The organism is Citrobacter sp. GW821-FHT07H02 (assembly GCF_059418505.1).
The window spans coordinates 22,401-38,832 of sequence record NZ_JBWKPZ010000029.1 but is presented as its reverse complement, the minus strand read 5'-3'; the positions used below and the strand labels follow the sequence as shown (position 1 = coordinate 38,832).

13 protein-coding genes are annotated in these 16,432 nt (G+C 52.1%); 9 read left to right on the top strand and 4 right to left on the bottom strand.

The features are described 5' to 3' along the window. Positions 1–4: 4 nt before the first annotated feature. Positions 5–1,393: a diguanylate cyclase gene (locus AC07NP_RS21235; protein ID WP_494661639.1), complete on the bottom strand. Its 1,389-nt coding sequence runs from the start codon at positions 1,391–1,393 to the stop codon at positions 5–7. A 337-nt stretch (positions 1,394–1,730) separates the two neighbouring features. Between AC07NP_RS21235 and AC07NP_RS21230 the strand changes: the two genes are divergently transcribed. Both AC07NP_RS21230 and AC07NP_RS21225 read left to right on the top strand, forming a co-directional pair. Then, positions 1,731–2,360: a winged helix-turn-helix transcriptional regulator gene (locus tag AC07NP_RS21230; RefSeq protein WP_494661638.1), complete on the top strand. Its 630-nt coding sequence runs from the start codon at positions 1,731–1,733 to the stop codon at positions 2,358–2,360. A 179-nt stretch (positions 2,361–2,539) separates the two neighbouring features. Then, positions 2,540–3,145, top strand: a complete 606-nt coding sequence (locus AC07NP_RS21225) for an outer membrane beta-barrel protein (protein ID WP_494661637.1) — start codon at positions 2,540–2,542, stop codon at positions 3,143–3,145. Positions 3,146–3,207: 62 nt separating this feature from the next. Here the strand turns inward: AC07NP_RS21225 and AC07NP_RS21220 are convergent, their stop codons facing one another. Continuing rightward, on the bottom strand, positions 3,208–3,597 hold the full coding sequence (locus tag AC07NP_RS21220) for a KPN_03583 family lipoprotein (RefSeq protein WP_203358742.1): 390 nt from the start codon (positions 3,595–3,597) through the stop codon (positions 3,208–3,210). Positions 3,598–3,903: 306 nt separating this feature from the next. Between AC07NP_RS21220 and AC07NP_RS21215 the strand changes: the two genes are divergently transcribed. Continuing rightward, positions 3,904–5,886, top strand: a complete 1,983-nt coding sequence (locus tag AC07NP_RS21215) for an alkyl/aryl-sulfatase (protein ID WP_494661636.1) — start codon at positions 3,904–3,906, stop codon at positions 5,884–5,886. Positions 5,887–6,050: 164 nt separating this feature from the next. Then, positions 6,051–7,235 (top strand): OmpP1/FadL family transporter, encoded by a 1,185-nt coding sequence (locus AC07NP_RS21210; protein ID WP_494661635.1) that lies wholly within the window; start codon positions 6,051–6,053, stop codon positions 7,233–7,235. A gap of 19 nt (positions 7,236–7,254) precedes the next feature. Here AC07NP_RS21210 and AC07NP_RS21205 read toward each other — a convergent pair whose 3' ends face one another. Next, a complete protein-coding gene (locus tag AC07NP_RS21205) occupies positions 7,255–7,887 on the bottom strand; it encodes a LysE family transporter (protein WP_494661634.1) in 633 nt (210 codons plus the stop codon). Between the two features lie 677 nt (positions 7,888–8,564). On the opposite strand from AC07NP_RS21205, the gene yahO reads away from it, so the two are divergent. Beyond that, positions 8,565–8,840, top strand: a complete 276-nt coding sequence (gene yahO, locus AC07NP_RS21200) for a DUF1471 family periplasmic protein YahO (RefSeq protein ID WP_203358738.1) — start codon at positions 8,565–8,567, stop codon at positions 8,838–8,840. A gap of 43 nt (positions 8,841–8,883) precedes the next feature. On the opposite strand, the gene prpR is transcribed toward yahO, so the two are convergent. Then, on the bottom strand, positions 8,884–10,479 hold the full coding sequence (gene prpR / locus AC07NP_RS21195) for a propionate catabolism operon regulatory protein PrpR (protein WP_494661633.1): 1,596 nt from the start codon (positions 10,477–10,479) through the stop codon (positions 8,884–8,886). A 253-nt stretch (positions 10,480–10,732) separates the two neighbouring features. On the opposite strand from prpR, the gene prpB reads away from it, so the two are divergent. The 4 genes from prpB (at position 10,733) to prpE (ending at position 16,431) form a co-directional block, all read left to right on the top strand. Further along, complete coding sequence (gene prpB, locus AC07NP_RS21190) at positions 10,733–11,620, top strand: methylisocitrate lyase (RefSeq protein ID WP_494661632.1); 888 nt, start codon at positions 10,733–10,735, stop codon at positions 11,618–11,620. A 106-nt stretch (positions 11,621–11,726) separates the two neighbouring features. After that, positions 11,727–12,896 (top strand): bifunctional 2-methylcitrate synthase/citrate synthase, encoded by a 1,170-nt coding sequence (gene prpC, locus AC07NP_RS21185; protein WP_494661631.1) that lies wholly within the window; start codon positions 11,727–11,729, stop codon positions 12,894–12,896. Between the two features lie 158 nt (positions 12,897–13,054). Then, the gene (locus tag AC07NP_RS21180) at positions 13,055–14,506 is read left to right on the top strand and encodes a bifunctional 2-methylcitrate dehydratase/aconitate hydratase (protein WP_494661630.1); all 1,452 of its coding nucleotides are present in this window, start codon (positions 13,055–13,057) and stop codon (positions 14,504–14,506) included. A gap of 38 nt (positions 14,507–14,544) precedes the next feature. After that, the gene (gene prpE / locus AC07NP_RS21175) at positions 14,545–16,431 is read left to right on the top strand and encodes a propionate--CoA ligase (protein ID WP_494661629.1); all 1,887 of its coding nucleotides are present in this window, start codon (positions 14,545–14,547) and stop codon (positions 16,429–16,431) included. Position 16,432 lies beyond the last annotated feature (1 nt).

The window sequence follows — 16,432 nt, the reverse complement described above, 5'->3', positions numbered from 1 at the left end:
GGGGTTAGCGGCGATAAATTTCCACGCGATTTCGTCCGTTGCTCTTGGCGAGATAGAGCGCCTGGTCTGCCTTCTCGATCAGCTGTTTGTAGTCCGGGTGATAATCGTACTCGGCGATGCCGATGCTGGTGGTGACCGAGAAGGTTTCCACCGGTGATGCCGAAATCCGTAAAGCGGCAATTTTTGTCCGCAGCGTTTCCAGAATGATGCTCGCCTGCGACACCTCGGATTCGACAAGCAGTACCATAAACTCTTCGCCGCCGTAGCGGAAAACGTAATCGCTGCTGCGGATATGTTCATAAATGACCGCGGCGACATTTTTCAGCGTGGTGTCTCCGGCATTATGCCCGTAGCGATCGTTGATCTGCTTGAAATAATCAATGTCGAGCATGGCCAATACGAACGGTTTACGCGAATGCAGCGCAAGGGAAATTTCACGGCGCATAATGGTGGGAATAAAGCGGCGGTTAAGCAACTGCGTCAGCGAATCTTTGCCGTTCTCTTGTTTCACCAACTCTTCAAACATGGAAGACAGGAGAAAGTGGATTTGCGCGGATAACTGGCGAATCTCCTGGAGCAAACTCATCCGTTCGTCTGCTGAAGGCTGTTGGCCATTCAGTAATACCTGAGTCAGGTTGCCGTCGATCTGCTGTATCAACTGCTCCATCCCGGAAAGCAATTTTCCGTTACCGAGAATGTGTTTTCCCTTATGCGATAGCCACATACCAAAGTCAGATTTCGACAAAAAGATCAGCTCTTCGACAGGCAAGCCGGTGGCGATATTGTAGATAAACTGATTTTCCCAGTCCGTCAGGGAGCGGATCTGGCGTTCCCGCTCTACGTTGACATCATCGTAAATCGTCAACAGGCGATACTGTTCCTGCGTGTTCATTGAGTTCTGGTAATTGGGGGAATACGAGACGGTCATTGCCTCTATCGCCGTGTCCATTGCCAGACTGCTAAAGCAGATCGCATCGCTGAGCACGGTCGTCGGGTAAACGGATTTCGCCTTCAGCAGGCGATACAGCTCATCTTTCAATCTACGCGCGCCACGGGCGACCAGGTCTATCGGCAGGCCGATGCGGGCATGAACGACGCCAATATCGCGCTGTTTAGCCAGCAGTTGGTGGAGATCTTCCTGCGCGCTTCCTAACACGCTGCGTAACCAGTGAAACATACTGTGGCTGAGTCGGGTTGCCACCTGCTCGGTATTGAGGAACAGCGCGCTCTCGGCGTGTGAAAGCATATAGTCATAAAAGACGGTAACCAGATGACGAATCTCCTCGTCGGTTAACGAGGTCAAAATCTCGTGAACCTCAGGGGAGGTTTGGTGTAGCAACGTTTGCCATTCTGTAAGGAGTAATTTGTCGTTACCGGGTTCTACCTGTTCCATCTTTCCGCCGAATGTAAATACCATTAAAGAGTTGGGTGGATATTACGAGGAATTTCAGTGCGATGGTCAAGCTAAAGAGTGAGGCCAGGGCGCGCTGAAGCACTCATTGTCTATCGCTTATGCACTTCACTGAAATTATGGCACAGCAAGCGTACAGTCGCTGAGCAGAAGCCGTTCATGGCACGCCGTATCAGTGATTATTTAAAAATAAACGCAAATTGCATTGCCAGGTATTATTCCCTTAACGAAAATAGTCTGTTTAATATCCGTTTGTGTTTTTTTAACGTTAAGATATATAGTTTACAACTCATCCTGGCGTAGACGGTCTGGTATTCGTATGCATATTCATCCTCCTGTACAACCCGATCAGAGTATTGAGCGTTTAACCGCGGTACTGAAACCGTTGGCAGAAAAAATGAAGGTGATACCGCGCAAGAGGATTACGTGGGATTATCAGGGCCAGTCACAGCTCTATCTGTTCATCGAAGGCGAACTTTCAATATTGCGGGCCTCGGATGGGCTTCTGATCGCCACGCTGTATGACCCTCATCTTTTTGGGCTTGCTGAGATGATTCAGCCTGTTCGGGGGCATATTTTACGCGCCGAGAAGGATTCAACAATCCTGCGGGTTGATTCGCAAAAGGCTGCTGAGGTGTTTCGTCGGGAAGGATTATGGGAGGACGTCGCAGCGCTGCTCTCGTATCACTCTGCGTATCTGTTTTATCGGGATGCGTTGATTGTGCAGCAAGGCACCTATTCCGTTATTCGTAGCCACTTGCAGGAGATGATTTTACTGCCGGAGGAGACCCGAATGAGAACCTCGATCCTCGAGTATATTCAGGAGAGAACCCACCTTTCTCGCAGTAGTGTATTGAATGTGCTTTCTGCATTAAAGCAGGGGGGCTACATAGCGTTTAAACGGGGTGGTTATTTGACGGAGCTGACAGAGTTGCCCGAACGGTTTTAATTTCTTAGTGGTTACAGGAATGTCATTATTCTCAACGCGTTATCTCGCCCGTTAATTATTTTGTCCAAAAATAAATAAATTTAAGATTACCCCTCTGCGTGTTTTTATTTATATTTTCTGCGTTTTTATACAAATGCACGCGATCGTATAGATTGCAACACGTGAATAATGGGATAATTATGAAAAAGACGCTTGTCGCTTTAATTATTGTTAACGCGGTTACAGCATCAACCGCATTTGCCGCTGCGGACACCGGAACCTGGTATGCCGGGGGTAAATTTGGCTGGTCGCACTATTTTGATACCAGCAGCAGTAAAAACGGGGGAAATAACTCATCAACGGATTTCGATTTTAATCATGATAATGTGGGTGGCGGAGTGTATACCGGTTATCAGATTACCCCGTGGCTGGCGGTAGAAGGGGGATATGACTATTTGGGGAATATGGGCGTCGAAGGCCATCATGGGGCTTCGGGCGCTAAAATGAAGAGTCAGGGGCTGCAGTTGTCATTAAAAGCCAGTTATGGTCTGAATGATAACTGGGATATTTATGGTCGGGCGGGGGCGATGGGTTACCGTGCGGAATCCGATATCAGTGGTAAAAATCGCTTTGATACTGGCGTGCGTCCGTTAGTTGCGGTAGGGACGGAATATGCTTTCAATCAAAACCTGGCCGGTCGCTTAGAATATCAGTGGGTGAGCAATGTCGGGAATGCGAATCAGATTGGCGTCAGCAGCGATGTCAGTTCCCTGAATGTTGGTCTGACGTACCGTTTCGGTCAATAATGCGAGAGGCCGTAATCGTAAAACCCGATACCGAATGTGTCGGGTTTTAACCGTCAATTGGGTTATGACACTGACTGGAGTGTCATCGAAATTTCCTGCAACCCTTGCACATTATGCTGCGTCAGATAGTTGTCGTTCATATTGCCTAATTGCTCCAGTTTCGTCAGTGCGGCATAAACCCGCGCTGTCTCGCTGTGGGTGTCAAAAATATCTTTCCTGGTGCTCCGTTGCAGATACGTCTGTTTAAGGTTTGCCGTTAACGTGCTTATTTTTTGTTGATTTTGCTGGTGTAGCGGTCGCAACGTGGCTGTGGTTACCTGCGCCTGCACGGTGTCTGGCGCAACCACGGGAACGGTCAGGCTATTTAATTGTTGCACGGTGTCAGGCGAGTGAGTGCTACATGCGGTGAGCATGCACAGACTGAGTAAAAGAGGAGAAATACGGATCTTCATAAAAATATAACGCTCCTGGTAAATAACTTGAAAGCAATTATCCTGTTCGCTTTTTGCCTGGCGAGAAGATATTTGTTTAATTTTAAATTATGTCCGCTGAATGTTTAAAATTAAACAAGTTGGGTTGTGTCAAATAACGGGCTAAGTGATAACCTGATTTCAGTTATCTACACTACGACATAAGCGTTGAACGTTGTCGAAAATATTTAATGTTATTGGGCTGTTTACTCTTTAGCGCGTTACGGCTCGTTTGGAATCTCCACTTAAATATTTGCCTGGCAACACTACGCTAGCAAAGAGGCAATTATGAAGCTGAATAAAATTGTTGGATATATGGCGATGGCCGGTGTGTTATCGACGGCGGTTATCTCATCACCGGTGATGGCAAATGACGCGCCGAAGGAGGCCACGCCGTCCACGAAAGCCGCAAATGAAGCACTTTATCACCAACTGCCATTTTCAGATAACACCGACTTCTCGAATGCACATAAAGGGTTTATTGCACCGTTGCCTCAGGATGTGATTAAAGGCGAAAAAGGCAATGTTGTCTGGAATCCGCAGCAATATGCCTTTATTAAAGAAGGGCAAAAATCGCCTGATACCGTTAATCCAAGCCTCTGGCGTCAGGCTCAGTTGATTAATATCAGCGGCCTGTTTGAAGTGACCGATGGGGTATATCAGATCCGTAATCTGGATCTGTCAAATATGACCATTATCGAAGGGAAAGAGGGGATTACCGTTGTCGACCCGCTGGTTTCTGCGGAAACCGCAAAGGTCGGTATCGATCTCTATTACAAAAACCGTGGCAAGAGACCGGTGGTTGCCGTGATTTATACCCACAGCCACGTTGACCACTATGGCGGCGTGCGCGGCGTGGTGGATGAAGCCGATGTGAAGTCCGGTAAAGTGAAAGTGTATGCGCCAGCTGGATTTATGAAAGAGGCGGTTTCGGAGAACATTATGGCCGGTAATGTGATGAGCCGTCGCGCCAGCTATATGTACGGCAATTTGTTGAAATCCAATGAAAAAGGCCAGGTCGGCGCCGGGCTGGGGACCACCACCTCTGCCGGTACGGTGACGCTTATTGAACCCACCAACATCATTGAGAAAGACGGCCAGAAAGAGGTCATTGATGGGCTGACCTATGACTTTATGATGGCACCCGGTTCCGAAGCGCCTTCTGAAATGCTGTGGTATGTCGAAGAGAAGCAAATGATTGAAGCCGCAGAGGATGTGACCCATACCCTGCACAATACGTATTCACTGCGTGGGGCAAAAATCCGCGATCCGCTGGCCTGGTCGAAATACATTAATGCCGCCATTGAACGTTGGGGTGACAAAGCGCAGATCATTATGGCGCAGCACCACTGGCCGACCTGGGGTAACGAGAATGTTGTTAAGTTAATGAAAAGCCAGCGAGATATGTATCGTTATATCAACGACCAGACGCTGCGTATGGCGAACAAAGGGCTGACCCGCGATGAGATTGCCGCCAACTTCAAACTGCCGGAAGGGCTGGCGAACTCCTGGGCAAGCCGCGGCTACTACGGTTCGGTTAGCCATGATGTGAAAGCCACCTACGTGCTCTATCTCGGCTGGTTTAATGGTAATCCGGCATCGTTGGATGAACTTCCTCCCGTTGAGGCAGCGAAGAAATATGTTGATTACATGGGGGGACCGGATCAGATCCTGAAGAAGGCCAAAGAGGATTACACGCAGGGGAATTATCGCTGGGTGGCGCAGGTCGTGAGTAACGTGGTGTTTGCCGACCCGCAGAATGCCACGGCGCGTAATCTGGAGGCGGATGCGCTGGAGCAACTGGGCTATCAGGCCGAGTCCGGCCCGTGGCGTAACTTCTACCTGACCGGCGCACAGGAGCTGCGTAATGGCGTGGTGAAAGGCCCGACCCCGAACACTGCCAGCCCGGACACCGTACGCGCCATGAGCCCGGAAATGTTCTTTGATTATCTTGGCGTGCATCTCAACGGTGAAAAAGCGGCTAATGCAAAAGCCATTTTCAATGTTGATCTGGGTAAGGATGGCGGTATCTACAAACTGGAGCTTGAGAACGGTGTGCTGAACCATACCGCCAATGAGCAGTCCAGCCATGCCGATGCGACGATTACCCTCAATCGTGCAACGCTGAATAAAATTATCCTGAAAGAAGAGACGCTAAAACAGGCGCAGGATAACGGTAGCGTGACGATTACCGGTAATGCAGCGAAGTTTGACGAAATGCTGAGTTTTATGGATTCGTTCGACTTCTGGTTTAATATCGTGACTCCCTGACTGATGCGCCCAAAACGGCTTTTGGCTGTTTTGGGCATCATCGTTTTTTGAAATCAGGTCTATTCTATGAATGGGATAAATACGCTTTTCTTGGAACTATTTTCCCCATCGTGATTTTTCTGGTGAATAAAACAGACAATGAAAATAATTTCAGCAGGTAATTAATGAAAAAAATAACTCTGGTGTGTACCGGTTTGCTCTTTTCTTCGCTTTCCCATGCGAGCGCGTTGTATTTCTATGAAATTGGGACCGAAGATACCGCGCTGGCAGGGGCAGGACAGGCCGCCAGGGCACAGGATGCCTCGACCATTGTCACCAATCCGGCGGGTATGACCCGTTTACCCGATCATATGTTTACCGGGGGATTGCAGGTGATGGATGGTGATATTCCGTATCACCTCGATGATTCCAGTAAAGAAAGTCCGGGTAATGTGATGAATATTTTTCCGGGCGCCAGTTCTTTCTATTCTCAAAAAATAAATGACAGGCTATACGCCGGAATTGGATTATACGGAAACTATGGGCTGGGAATTGATTTTGGTGATTGGGCGGGCGATCGTTTGATCAAAAAAAGCACCATGGTGGCAATGACGCTGAGTCCTTCCGTGGCCTATAAATTAAATGACAGGCTGTCGATTGGCGCTTCTGCCAATGCAAACTATGGCTATTTATCATTAACCCGTAATGTTAATGGTGATGATGAAAAAGAGAATGATCACGACTGGGCGATGAGCTATCGCCTGGGGTTACTGATGGATCTGACAGACAGCACGCGGGCGGGCATCACCTGGACGAGCAAAACCGATTACGACTTTAACATCAACGGCAAAGCACGCTTCCCGAATTTACCCAATGTTGAATACGATCTGCCTATTTCGGCGCAGGTTCGGGCGCCGCAGCAGATTATGTTCAGTCTGGTGCATGACATTAACCAACACTGGTCCGTGATGGGCGATCTTGGCTGGCAAGACTGGAGCCAGTTTGGTAGTCCGCAGGTCACGATTGCCGGGCAGGAGAGTCAACAGCAGAATCGCCTGAAAGACTCCTGGCATACAGCGTTAGGCGTGCAGTACCGCCCAACCGAGCAGTGGCGGCTGAATGCGGGCGTTGCATTCGACAGTACGGTGTATAATTCGCAAAGCGATGTGGCGCTGTCATTGCCGACCGGTGATGAATGGCGATTTGCGACCGGTGCTCAGTATCAGATAACCCCGGCGAGCAATGTGGGTTTTGCCGTATCGTATCTGCATATGCAATCGTCAAAAGTGAAATCACCAGAGGCATTATCCGGGAGTTATGACCATCCCTACCTCTGGTTTGCGAGCGTCAACTATAGCTATCAGTTCTGAGCAGAGAGAAGCTTAGGCATCACCGGTGGGTGACGCCTTCGTAAATGAGTTTCAGGGCGAAAGCGCCAATAATGGTGCCGATAACGCGGCTGGCGACGCGATTGACCCGCGCATAACCGCGACGAACCGCTGGCAGAGAAAAAGCCTGACTGAGGAAAATTCGCCAGATAACGGAAGAGAGCACAATGCCAGCCCAGGCCATCAGCCTGGCCCATGTCGGTGTTTCTGCGCTCAGCGTCACCGAAAAAATACTGATAAAAAATAATACGGTTTGTGGATTGGAGAGATCGGTGATTAGCCCACGGCGAAAAAACACATACCACGGGGCGGAAATCGGTTGCGAAAGGGCGGACATTTGCGGCGTCGCCTGGTGGCGAATACTGTTCCAGGCAAACCACAGCAGGTAGGCTCCGCCCACGATTTTGATAATCGAAAAGATCCCCTCGCATTGGGTAATCAATGTTGCCATGCCGAATAACCCAAGACCGGAATAAAACGCATCTCCCAACGCCACACCCAGACCGGTCAATACGCCAGCCCGCCGACCGGATGCCAGACTGGTTTGCACCACCACAAAGAGATTCGCACCAGGGTTAAAAAACGTTAACACGAACAAGCTCACGGTGAGCACAACGGCGTGGATGGGATCCATAGGCAACACTTCCGAATAATGGGTGAATTAACATCATCTTATTGGTAGCAAAACGGCGCGAGTGAGAGAGGGATCACAAACAAGTGAGGTTATTCTGACAGGAAGAATGACGGTTGCAGATCGTCACCCGACGTTGAAGCTGCTGAAAAGATCCTTACCGCTTTCTGTATTTTCTGTATCAGAAAAGGCTGGCGTTTATTCTGTGTGTAGATAAACAGATAATGGTGGTCTATTGATTTTTATATCAGGTGTTTTTTTTGAGTGTTTAAAATATAAAATAATATCGCCAGCACCGTTTCTGTGTTTTGCTGATAATAATAAAATTACATAATAGCGTAGAGTTAAGATAATAGGTCTCTTCTTTAAGAGAATTGCAAATATATTATGGCGGAGTTTGTATTATTCTGAATGCCGATGTTGCATGGCTGCCGCCCGTCACTGAAGCGCAGGGTGATATTGGTCTCAACATGCTGTAAGTCATCCGGATTCTGGCGGTGGCGTTAGCCCGGCAGGCGTTGGCGCAGGCGGTGTTGTCGCTGCCGCCACGCAAAATCAATTTATACTGCTTTTCGCGCTGGATTTTTTGTAGGACATGAACTACTTATTAATCATCCTTGTAGGGTGCTGTAACATTCATGTGTGATGATAGCGTAATAACAAAAAATGGGAGTTTTTATATGAAGACAGGATATAAGGTATTGATTGGGGCGTTGGCGTTAGTGGTTTCAAATGCGTATGCAGCAGAGTTGATGACCAAAGTCGAGTTTGAAAAAGTAGAATCACAGTATACCAAAGTGGGTACCATTTCTACGAGCAACGAAGTCTCTACTTCTGATGCGAAAGAAGACCTCCTGAAGAAAGCTGATGAACAAGGTGCCGATGTTGTCGTACTCACATCAGGTCAGACGGATAATAAAATCCATGGCACCGCCAATATTTATAAAAAGAAATAACGCGCTTCACTGATATACAAAACCCGCCGGTTCCACTGGCGGGTTATTCTTTTAATCGCCGCCAGAATGTTGTTCTGCTCACACCCAGATACCGCGCTGCTGCGGTTTTATCCCCGTTAAACTGTGCGAGAACCTCCTGAGCCGTGAGTGATGTGGGGGCTGGGGTCGCTTCGTCTGTGGCAGTCAGTTCCGGTAACAGTCGCTGTAGAAAATGGACGTCGAGCGCAGGTTGCGGCTCAACGCTTAAGAAAAGCGCCAGACGTTCCATCATATTGCGCAACTCACGAATATTTCCTGGCCAGCCATATCGCAGCAGGACCGCCTGGCTTTGCTGTAAGCCTTCGCGTACCGATTCGCTAAACGGCGCCTCTAATGCGGCCAGAGACTGTTTTAAAAATCCTTCCGCCAGCGGCACAATGTCGGGGTGGCGCTCACGTAGCGCGGGCAGCGTCAGGCGCAAAATGCTGAGACGATAAAACAGATCGGTACGAAATTGTCCCTGTTTCATCTGCTGTTCCAGGTTGCAGTGGGTGGCGCTAATCACCCGCACATCCACCGGGATAGGCTGGTGCCCGCCGACGCGCGTCACCTCTTTTTCTTCCAGTACGCGCAATAGCCGGGTCTGTAGCGGCAGGGGCATCTCGCCTATCTCATCCAGAAACAGCGTCCCGCCGTGGGCGATTTCAAACAGTCCGGCACGTCCTCCGCGTCGTGAACCGGTAAAGGCTCCCTCTTCGTAACCAAACAACTCCGCTTCGAGTAAGGATTCGGCAATCGCCCCGCAATTGACGGCGACAAAAGGCGGGGAGCGCCTGCCGCTGCGACCGCCCTGACGGGTAAAATATTCGCGATGAATGGCCTGGGCTGCCAGCTCTTTTCCGGTGCCCGTTTCTCCCTGAATCAGGACGGGCGCGCGGGAACGGGCGTAGAGCATGATCGTGTGTCGAACCTGCTCCATTTGCAGCGAATGGCCGCGCATATCGCCCAAATCATAACGGGTGCGCAACCCGTTTTCAGAGGCGTACGGGCGGTGTTGTCGCCGCGTCAGACGGGTCATATCCAGCGCGTCGCTAAAGGCCTGACGCACGGTGGCGGCCGAATAAATAAAGATCCCCGTCATGCCCGCTTCTTCTGCCAGATCGGTGATCAGTCCCGCGCCGACCACGGCTTCAGTGCCGTTCGCCTTCAGTTCATTAATTTGCCCGCGCGCGTCTTCTTCGGTGATATAGCTGCGTTGATCGAGGCGCAGCTTAAAGGTTTTTTGGAACGCCATCAGGGCTGGCAGCGTCTCCTGATAGGTCACCACGCCGATCGAAGAGGTGAGCTTGCCTGCTTTCGCCAGCGCCTGTAAGACATCGAAGCCGCTGGGTTTAATCAGGATCACGGGAATGGACAGTCGACTTTTCAAATACGCGCCATTCGATCCCGCGGCGATAATTGCATCGCAGCGTTCGCTGGCCAGCTTCTTGCGGATATAGGTCACGGCTTTTTCAAAGCCGAGCTGGATGGGGGTGATGGTCGCCTGGTGATCGAACTCGAGACTGATGTCGCGAAACAGCTCGAACAGCCGTGTCACCGAGACCGTCCAGATCACCGGCTTATCATCATTTACCCGCGGTGGAAGGTGCGTATCCGCCATAGTCGCCCAAAAAAATGAAGGAACAGAGTATTGGGTTTAGTCTTGTTTCATAAATGTTGCAATGAAACAGCAGCGCACGTTTCATGAAACGTTAACTGGCACGCATTTTTTCACTTCGAATATCACTCAAACAGATAATTCATTGTTTTAAAACAAATAAAAACAGAGTGACTGTCATCCCACCTGCGTTGGCATAGCCCTTGCTTTATGTGAATCAACTAAAGTAACAAGCTGATAACAAAAAGGACGGGATATGTCTCTACATTCACCGGGGCAGGCGTTTCGCGCCGCGCTCACCAAAGAAAACCCATTGCAGATTGTCGGCACCATCAACGCAAATCACGCTCTTCTGGCCCAGCGCGCCGGATATCAGGCGATTTATCTCTCTGGCGGCGGTGTCGCGGCCGGTTCGTTGGGACTGCCGGATCTGGGGATCTCCACGCTGGATGATGTGCTGACCGACATTCGCCGTATCACCGACGTCTGCCCGCTGCCGCTGCTGGTGGATGCCGATATCGGTTTTGGCTCTTCAGCGTTCAGCGTTGCGCGTACGGTGAAATCGATGATCAAAGCCGGTGCCGCTGCTCTGCATATTGAAGATCAGGTCGGTGCCAAGCGTTGTGGTCATCGCCCCAATAAAGCCATTGTCTCGAAAGAGGAGATGGTGGACAGGATCCGGGCGGCGGTCGATGCCCGCACCGATCCCGATTTTGTCATCATGGCGCGTACCGATGCGCTGGCGGTCGAAGGGCTGGATGCGGCTATCGACCGTGCCCGGGCGTACGTTGAAGCCGGGGCCGACATGGTGTTCCCGGAGGCGATCACCGAGCTTTCAATGTATCGCCAGTTTGCCGACGCGGTACAGGTTCCTATCCTCGCTAACATCACCGAGTTCGGCGCGACGCCGCTGTTTACCACTGATGAACTGCGCAGCGCCAACGTCGCCATGGCGCTCTATCCGTTGTCTGCGTTTCGCGCAATGAACCGCGCCGCTGAGCGCGTCTATAACGTGCTGCGCCAGGAAGGGACGCAAAAGAACGTTATCGACACCATGCAAACGCGCAATGAACTGTACGAGAGCATCAATTACTACCAGTACGAAGAGAAGCTCGACGCGCTGTTTGCCAAACGTAATTCGTAGGCCTGATAAAGCGCAGCCGCCATCTGGCAATGCCGGATGGCACTGCGTTTATCCGGTCGACAAGATGAATTTGTACCTTACACATTAAAACAATGACGAGGACACTATGAGCGACACGACGATCCTGCAAAATAATACCCATGTCATTAAACCGAAAAAATCAGTGGCCCTTTCTGGCGTCGCGGCGGGAAATACCGCGCTGTGCACCGTCGGCAAGAGCGGTAATGATTTGCACTATCGCGGCTACGATATTCTCGATCTGGCCCAGCATTGCGAATTTGAAGAAGTGGCGCATTTGCTGATTCACGGCAAGCTGCCGACCCGCGATGAACTCCAGGCGTATAAAATCAAATTAAAAGCGCTGCGCGGATTACCTGCCAATGTGCGTACCGTGCTGGAAGCGCTGCCTGCGGCGTCGCACCCGATGGACGTTATGCGCACGGGCGTTTCCGCATTGGGCTGTACGCTGCCGGAAAAAGAGGGGCACACCGTCTCTGGCGCTCGCGACATCGCCGATAAGCTGCTGGCCTCGCTCAGTTCCATCCTTCTTTACTGGTATCACTACAGTCACAACGGCGAACGTATCCAGCCGGAAACCGACGACGACTCGGTTGGCGGGCATTTTCTGCATCTGCTGCACGGTGAGAAACCGTCGAAAAGCTGGGAAAAGGCGATGCACATCTCGCTGGTGCTGTATGCCGAGCATGAATTTAACGCCTCCACCTTTACCAGCCGGGTGATTTCAGGAACGGGCTCCGACGTCTATTCGGCGATTATCGGCGCGATTGGCGCACTGCGTGGCCCGAAACACGGCGGCGCGAACGAAGTGTCGCTGGAAATTCAACAGCGCTATGAAACTCCGGACGAAGCCGAGGCCGATATCCGCAAGCGCGTGGAAAATAAAGAGGTGGTGATTGGTTTCGGTCATCCGGTCTACACCATCGCCGATCCGCGTCATCAGGTGATCAAGAAGGTGGCAAAGCAGCTTTCTCAGGAAGGCGGGTCGCTGAAGATGTACAACATCGCCGACCGTCTGGAAGAGGTGATGTGGGAAACGAAAAAGATGTTCCCGAATCTCGACTGGTTCTCGGCGGTCTCCTACAACATGATGGGCGTCCCGACCGAAATGTTTACGCCGCTGTTTGTGATTGCCCGCGTCACCGGCTGGGCGGCGCACATCATCGAACAGCGCCAGGATAATAAAATTATCCGTCCTTCCGCCAATTATACCGGCCCGGAAGATCGCGAATTTGTTCCACTGAATGAACGCAATTAATTAATAACCTCTAAATAGTTACCCAATGGATTTCGAGTTGCATCAAGGCGGCGACGCAGCGAATCCCCAGGAGCTTACACAAGTAAGTGACTGGGGTGAGCGAGGAAGCCAAGGCAGATGCAGCTTGAAAGACGAAGGGTAAAAAGGAAATGTACCCTATGTCCGCACATATTTCGAACGTCCGTCCCGAATTTGACCGTGAAATCGTTGATATCGTTGATTACGTAATGAATTACGAGATCACCTCAAAGGTGGCGTATGACACCGCGCATTACTGTCTGCTCGACACATTAGGCTGTGGTCTGGAAGCGCTGGAATATCCGGCCTGTAAGAAACTGCTGGGGCCAGTGGTCCCGGGCACGGTGGTGCCCAACGGCGTACGCGTGCCGGGCACCCAATTTCAGCTCGATCCGGTACAGGCCGCCTTTAACATCGGCGCGATGATCCGCTGGCTCGACTTTAACGATACCTGGCTGGCGGCGGAGTGGGGCCATCCTTCCGACAACCTCGGCGGCATTCTGGCGACGGCAGACTGGCTCTCGCGTAACGCGGTCGCCGCCGGAAAAGCGCCGTTGACCATGAAGCAAGTGCTGACCGGCATGATCAAAGCTCATGAAATTCAGGGCTGTATTGCGCTGGAAAACTCCTTCAACCGCGTCGGGCTGGATCACGTACTGCTGGTGAAAGTGGCCTCTACCGCGGTGGTTGCCGAAATGCTGGGGCTGACCCGCGATGAGATCCTCAATGCGGTGTCACTGGCGTGGGTTGACGGCCAATCGCTGCGCACCTATCGCCATGCGCCGAACACCGGCACGCGTAAATCGTGGGCGGCAGGGGATGCCACGTCTCGCGCGGTACGTCTGGCGCTGATGGCGAAAACCGGTGAGATGGGTTATCCATCGGCGCTGACGGCAAAAACCTGGGGCTTTTACGATGTCTCCTTCAATGGCGAGTCGTTCCGCTTCCAGCGTCCGTACGGCTCTTACGTGATGGAGAACGTGCTGTTTAAGATCTCCTTCCCGGCGGAATTCCACTCGCAGACAGCAGTAGAAGCGGCAATGACCCTCCATGCGCAAATGCAGGCCGCCGGTAAAACCGCGGCGGACATCGAGAAGGTGACCATCCGTACTCATGAAGCCTGTATTCGCATTATCGACAAAAAAGGGCCGTTGAATAACCCGGCTGACCGTGACCACTGTATCCAGTACATGGTGGCTATCCCGCTGCTGTTCGGACGCTTAACGGCGGCAGACTATGAAGACGGCGTGGCCCAGGATAAACGCATCGACGCACTGCGCGAGAAGATCAACTGCTTTGAAGATCCGGCTTTTACCACCGACTATCACGATCCGCAAAAACGCGCTATCGCCAACGCGATCACCCTTGAATTTACCGACGGCTCACGCTTTGAAGAGGTGGTGGTGGAGTACCCGATCGGTCACGCGCGTCGTCGTAAAGACGGCATGCCAAAACTGGTCGATAAATTCAAAATCAACCTGGCGCGTCAGTTCCCGACCCGTCAGCAGCAGCGCATCCTGGAGGTTTCCCTGGACAGAACTCGCCTGGAGCAGATGCCCGTTAATGAGTATTTGGATCTGTACGTGATCTAACAACGAGCAGTAAGGCGTAAGTTCAACAGGAGAGCATTATGTCTTTTAGCGAGTTTTATCATCGTTCTATCGAACAACCTGAATCATTCTGGGCCGAACAGGCCCAGCGTATTGACTGGCAGCAGCCTTTTACTCAGGTGCTGGACCACAGCAATCCGCCGTTTGCCCGCTGGTTTTGCGGCGGCACGACCAATCTGTGCCATAACGCCATTGACCGTTGGGTGGCTAAGCAACCCAACGCGCTGGCGCTGATTGCCGTCTCATCAGAAACCGAAGAAGAGCGTACGTACACCTTCAGCCAGTTGTATGACGAAGTGAATGTGGTGGCGTCGATGCTACAGTCGCTTGGCGTACAGCGTGGCGATCGGGTGTTGGTGTATATGCCGATGATTGCCGAGGCGCACATTATGTTGCTGGCCTGCGCGCGTATTGGCGCGATTCACTCGGTGGTGTTCGGCGGCTTCGCTTCGCACAGCGTGGCGGCGCGCATTGACGATGCCAAACCGGTGCTGATTGTCTCGGCCGATGCCGGGGCGCGGGGCGGTAAAATCCTGCCGTATAAAAAGCTGCTGGATGAGGCCATCGCTCAGGCAGAGCATCAGCCACGCCATGTCCTGCTGGTGGATCGCGGGCTGGCGAAAATGGCACGCGTGCCGGGGCGCGATCGTGATTTTGCGACGCTACGCCAGCAGCATCTCGGCGCGAAGGTGCCTGTCGCCTGGCTGGAATCGAACGAAACCTCCTGCATTCTGTATACCTCGGGAACCACCGGAAAACCGAAAGGGGTGCAACGTGACGTCGGGGGCTATGCGGTGGCGCTGGCGACCAGCATGGACACCATTTTTGGCGGTAAAGCGGGCGGCGTCTTCTTTTGCGCGTCGGATATCGGCTGGGTGGTTGGGCACTCCTACATTGTTTATGCACCGCTGCTGGCGGGGATGGCGACCATTGTTTATGAAGGGTTGCCGACGTATCCGGACTGCGGCGTATGGTGGAAAATCGTCGAAAAATATCAGGTTAGCCGGATGTTCTCCGCACCGACCGCCATCCGTGTGCTGAAGAAATTCCCGACCGCGCAGATTCGCAACCACGACCTCTCCTCGCTGGAAGTGCTCTACCTGGCAGGTGAACCGTTGGACGAGCCTACTGCCAGTTGGGTGACGGAAACGTTAGGCGTACCGGTTGTCGACAATTACTGGCAGACGGAGTCCGGCTGGCCGATTATGGCGCTTGCCCGCGGACTGGACGACCGTCCCTCGCGGCTCGGCAGTCCCGGCGTGCCGATGTATGGCTACAACGTACAGTTGCTCAATGAAGTGACCGGCGAACCGTGCGGTGTCAACGAAAAGGGAATGCTGGTGATTGAGGGACCGCTGCCGCCGGGGTGTATTCAGACCATCTGGGGCGATGACAGGCGTTTTGTGGACACCTACTGGTCGCTGTTCTCCCGCCCAGTCTACGCCACCTTTGACTGGGGGATCCGCGATGCTGACGGCTATTACTTTATCCTCGGACGAACGGACGATGTGATTAATGTCGCCGGACACCGTCTGGGCACCCGTGAAATCGAGGAGAGTATCTCCAGCTACCCGAACGTGGCGGAAGTGGCGGTGGTAGGGGTGAAAGATGCGCTGAAGGGGCAAGTGGCGGTCGCGTTTGTTATTCCCAAACTGAGCGACAGTCTGGAAGACCGCGATGTGGCGCACAGCGAAGAGAAAGCGATCATGGCGCTGGTGGACAGTCAGATCGGCAATTTTGGTCGTCCGGCACACGTCTGGTTTGTTTCTCAGTTGCCGAAGACGCGATCCGGGAAGATGCTCAGGCGTACGATCCAGGCCATTTGCGAAGGGCGCGATCCGGGCGATCTAACGACCATTGACGATCCTGCGTCGCTCGATCAGATCCGTCAGGCGATTGAGGAGTAGT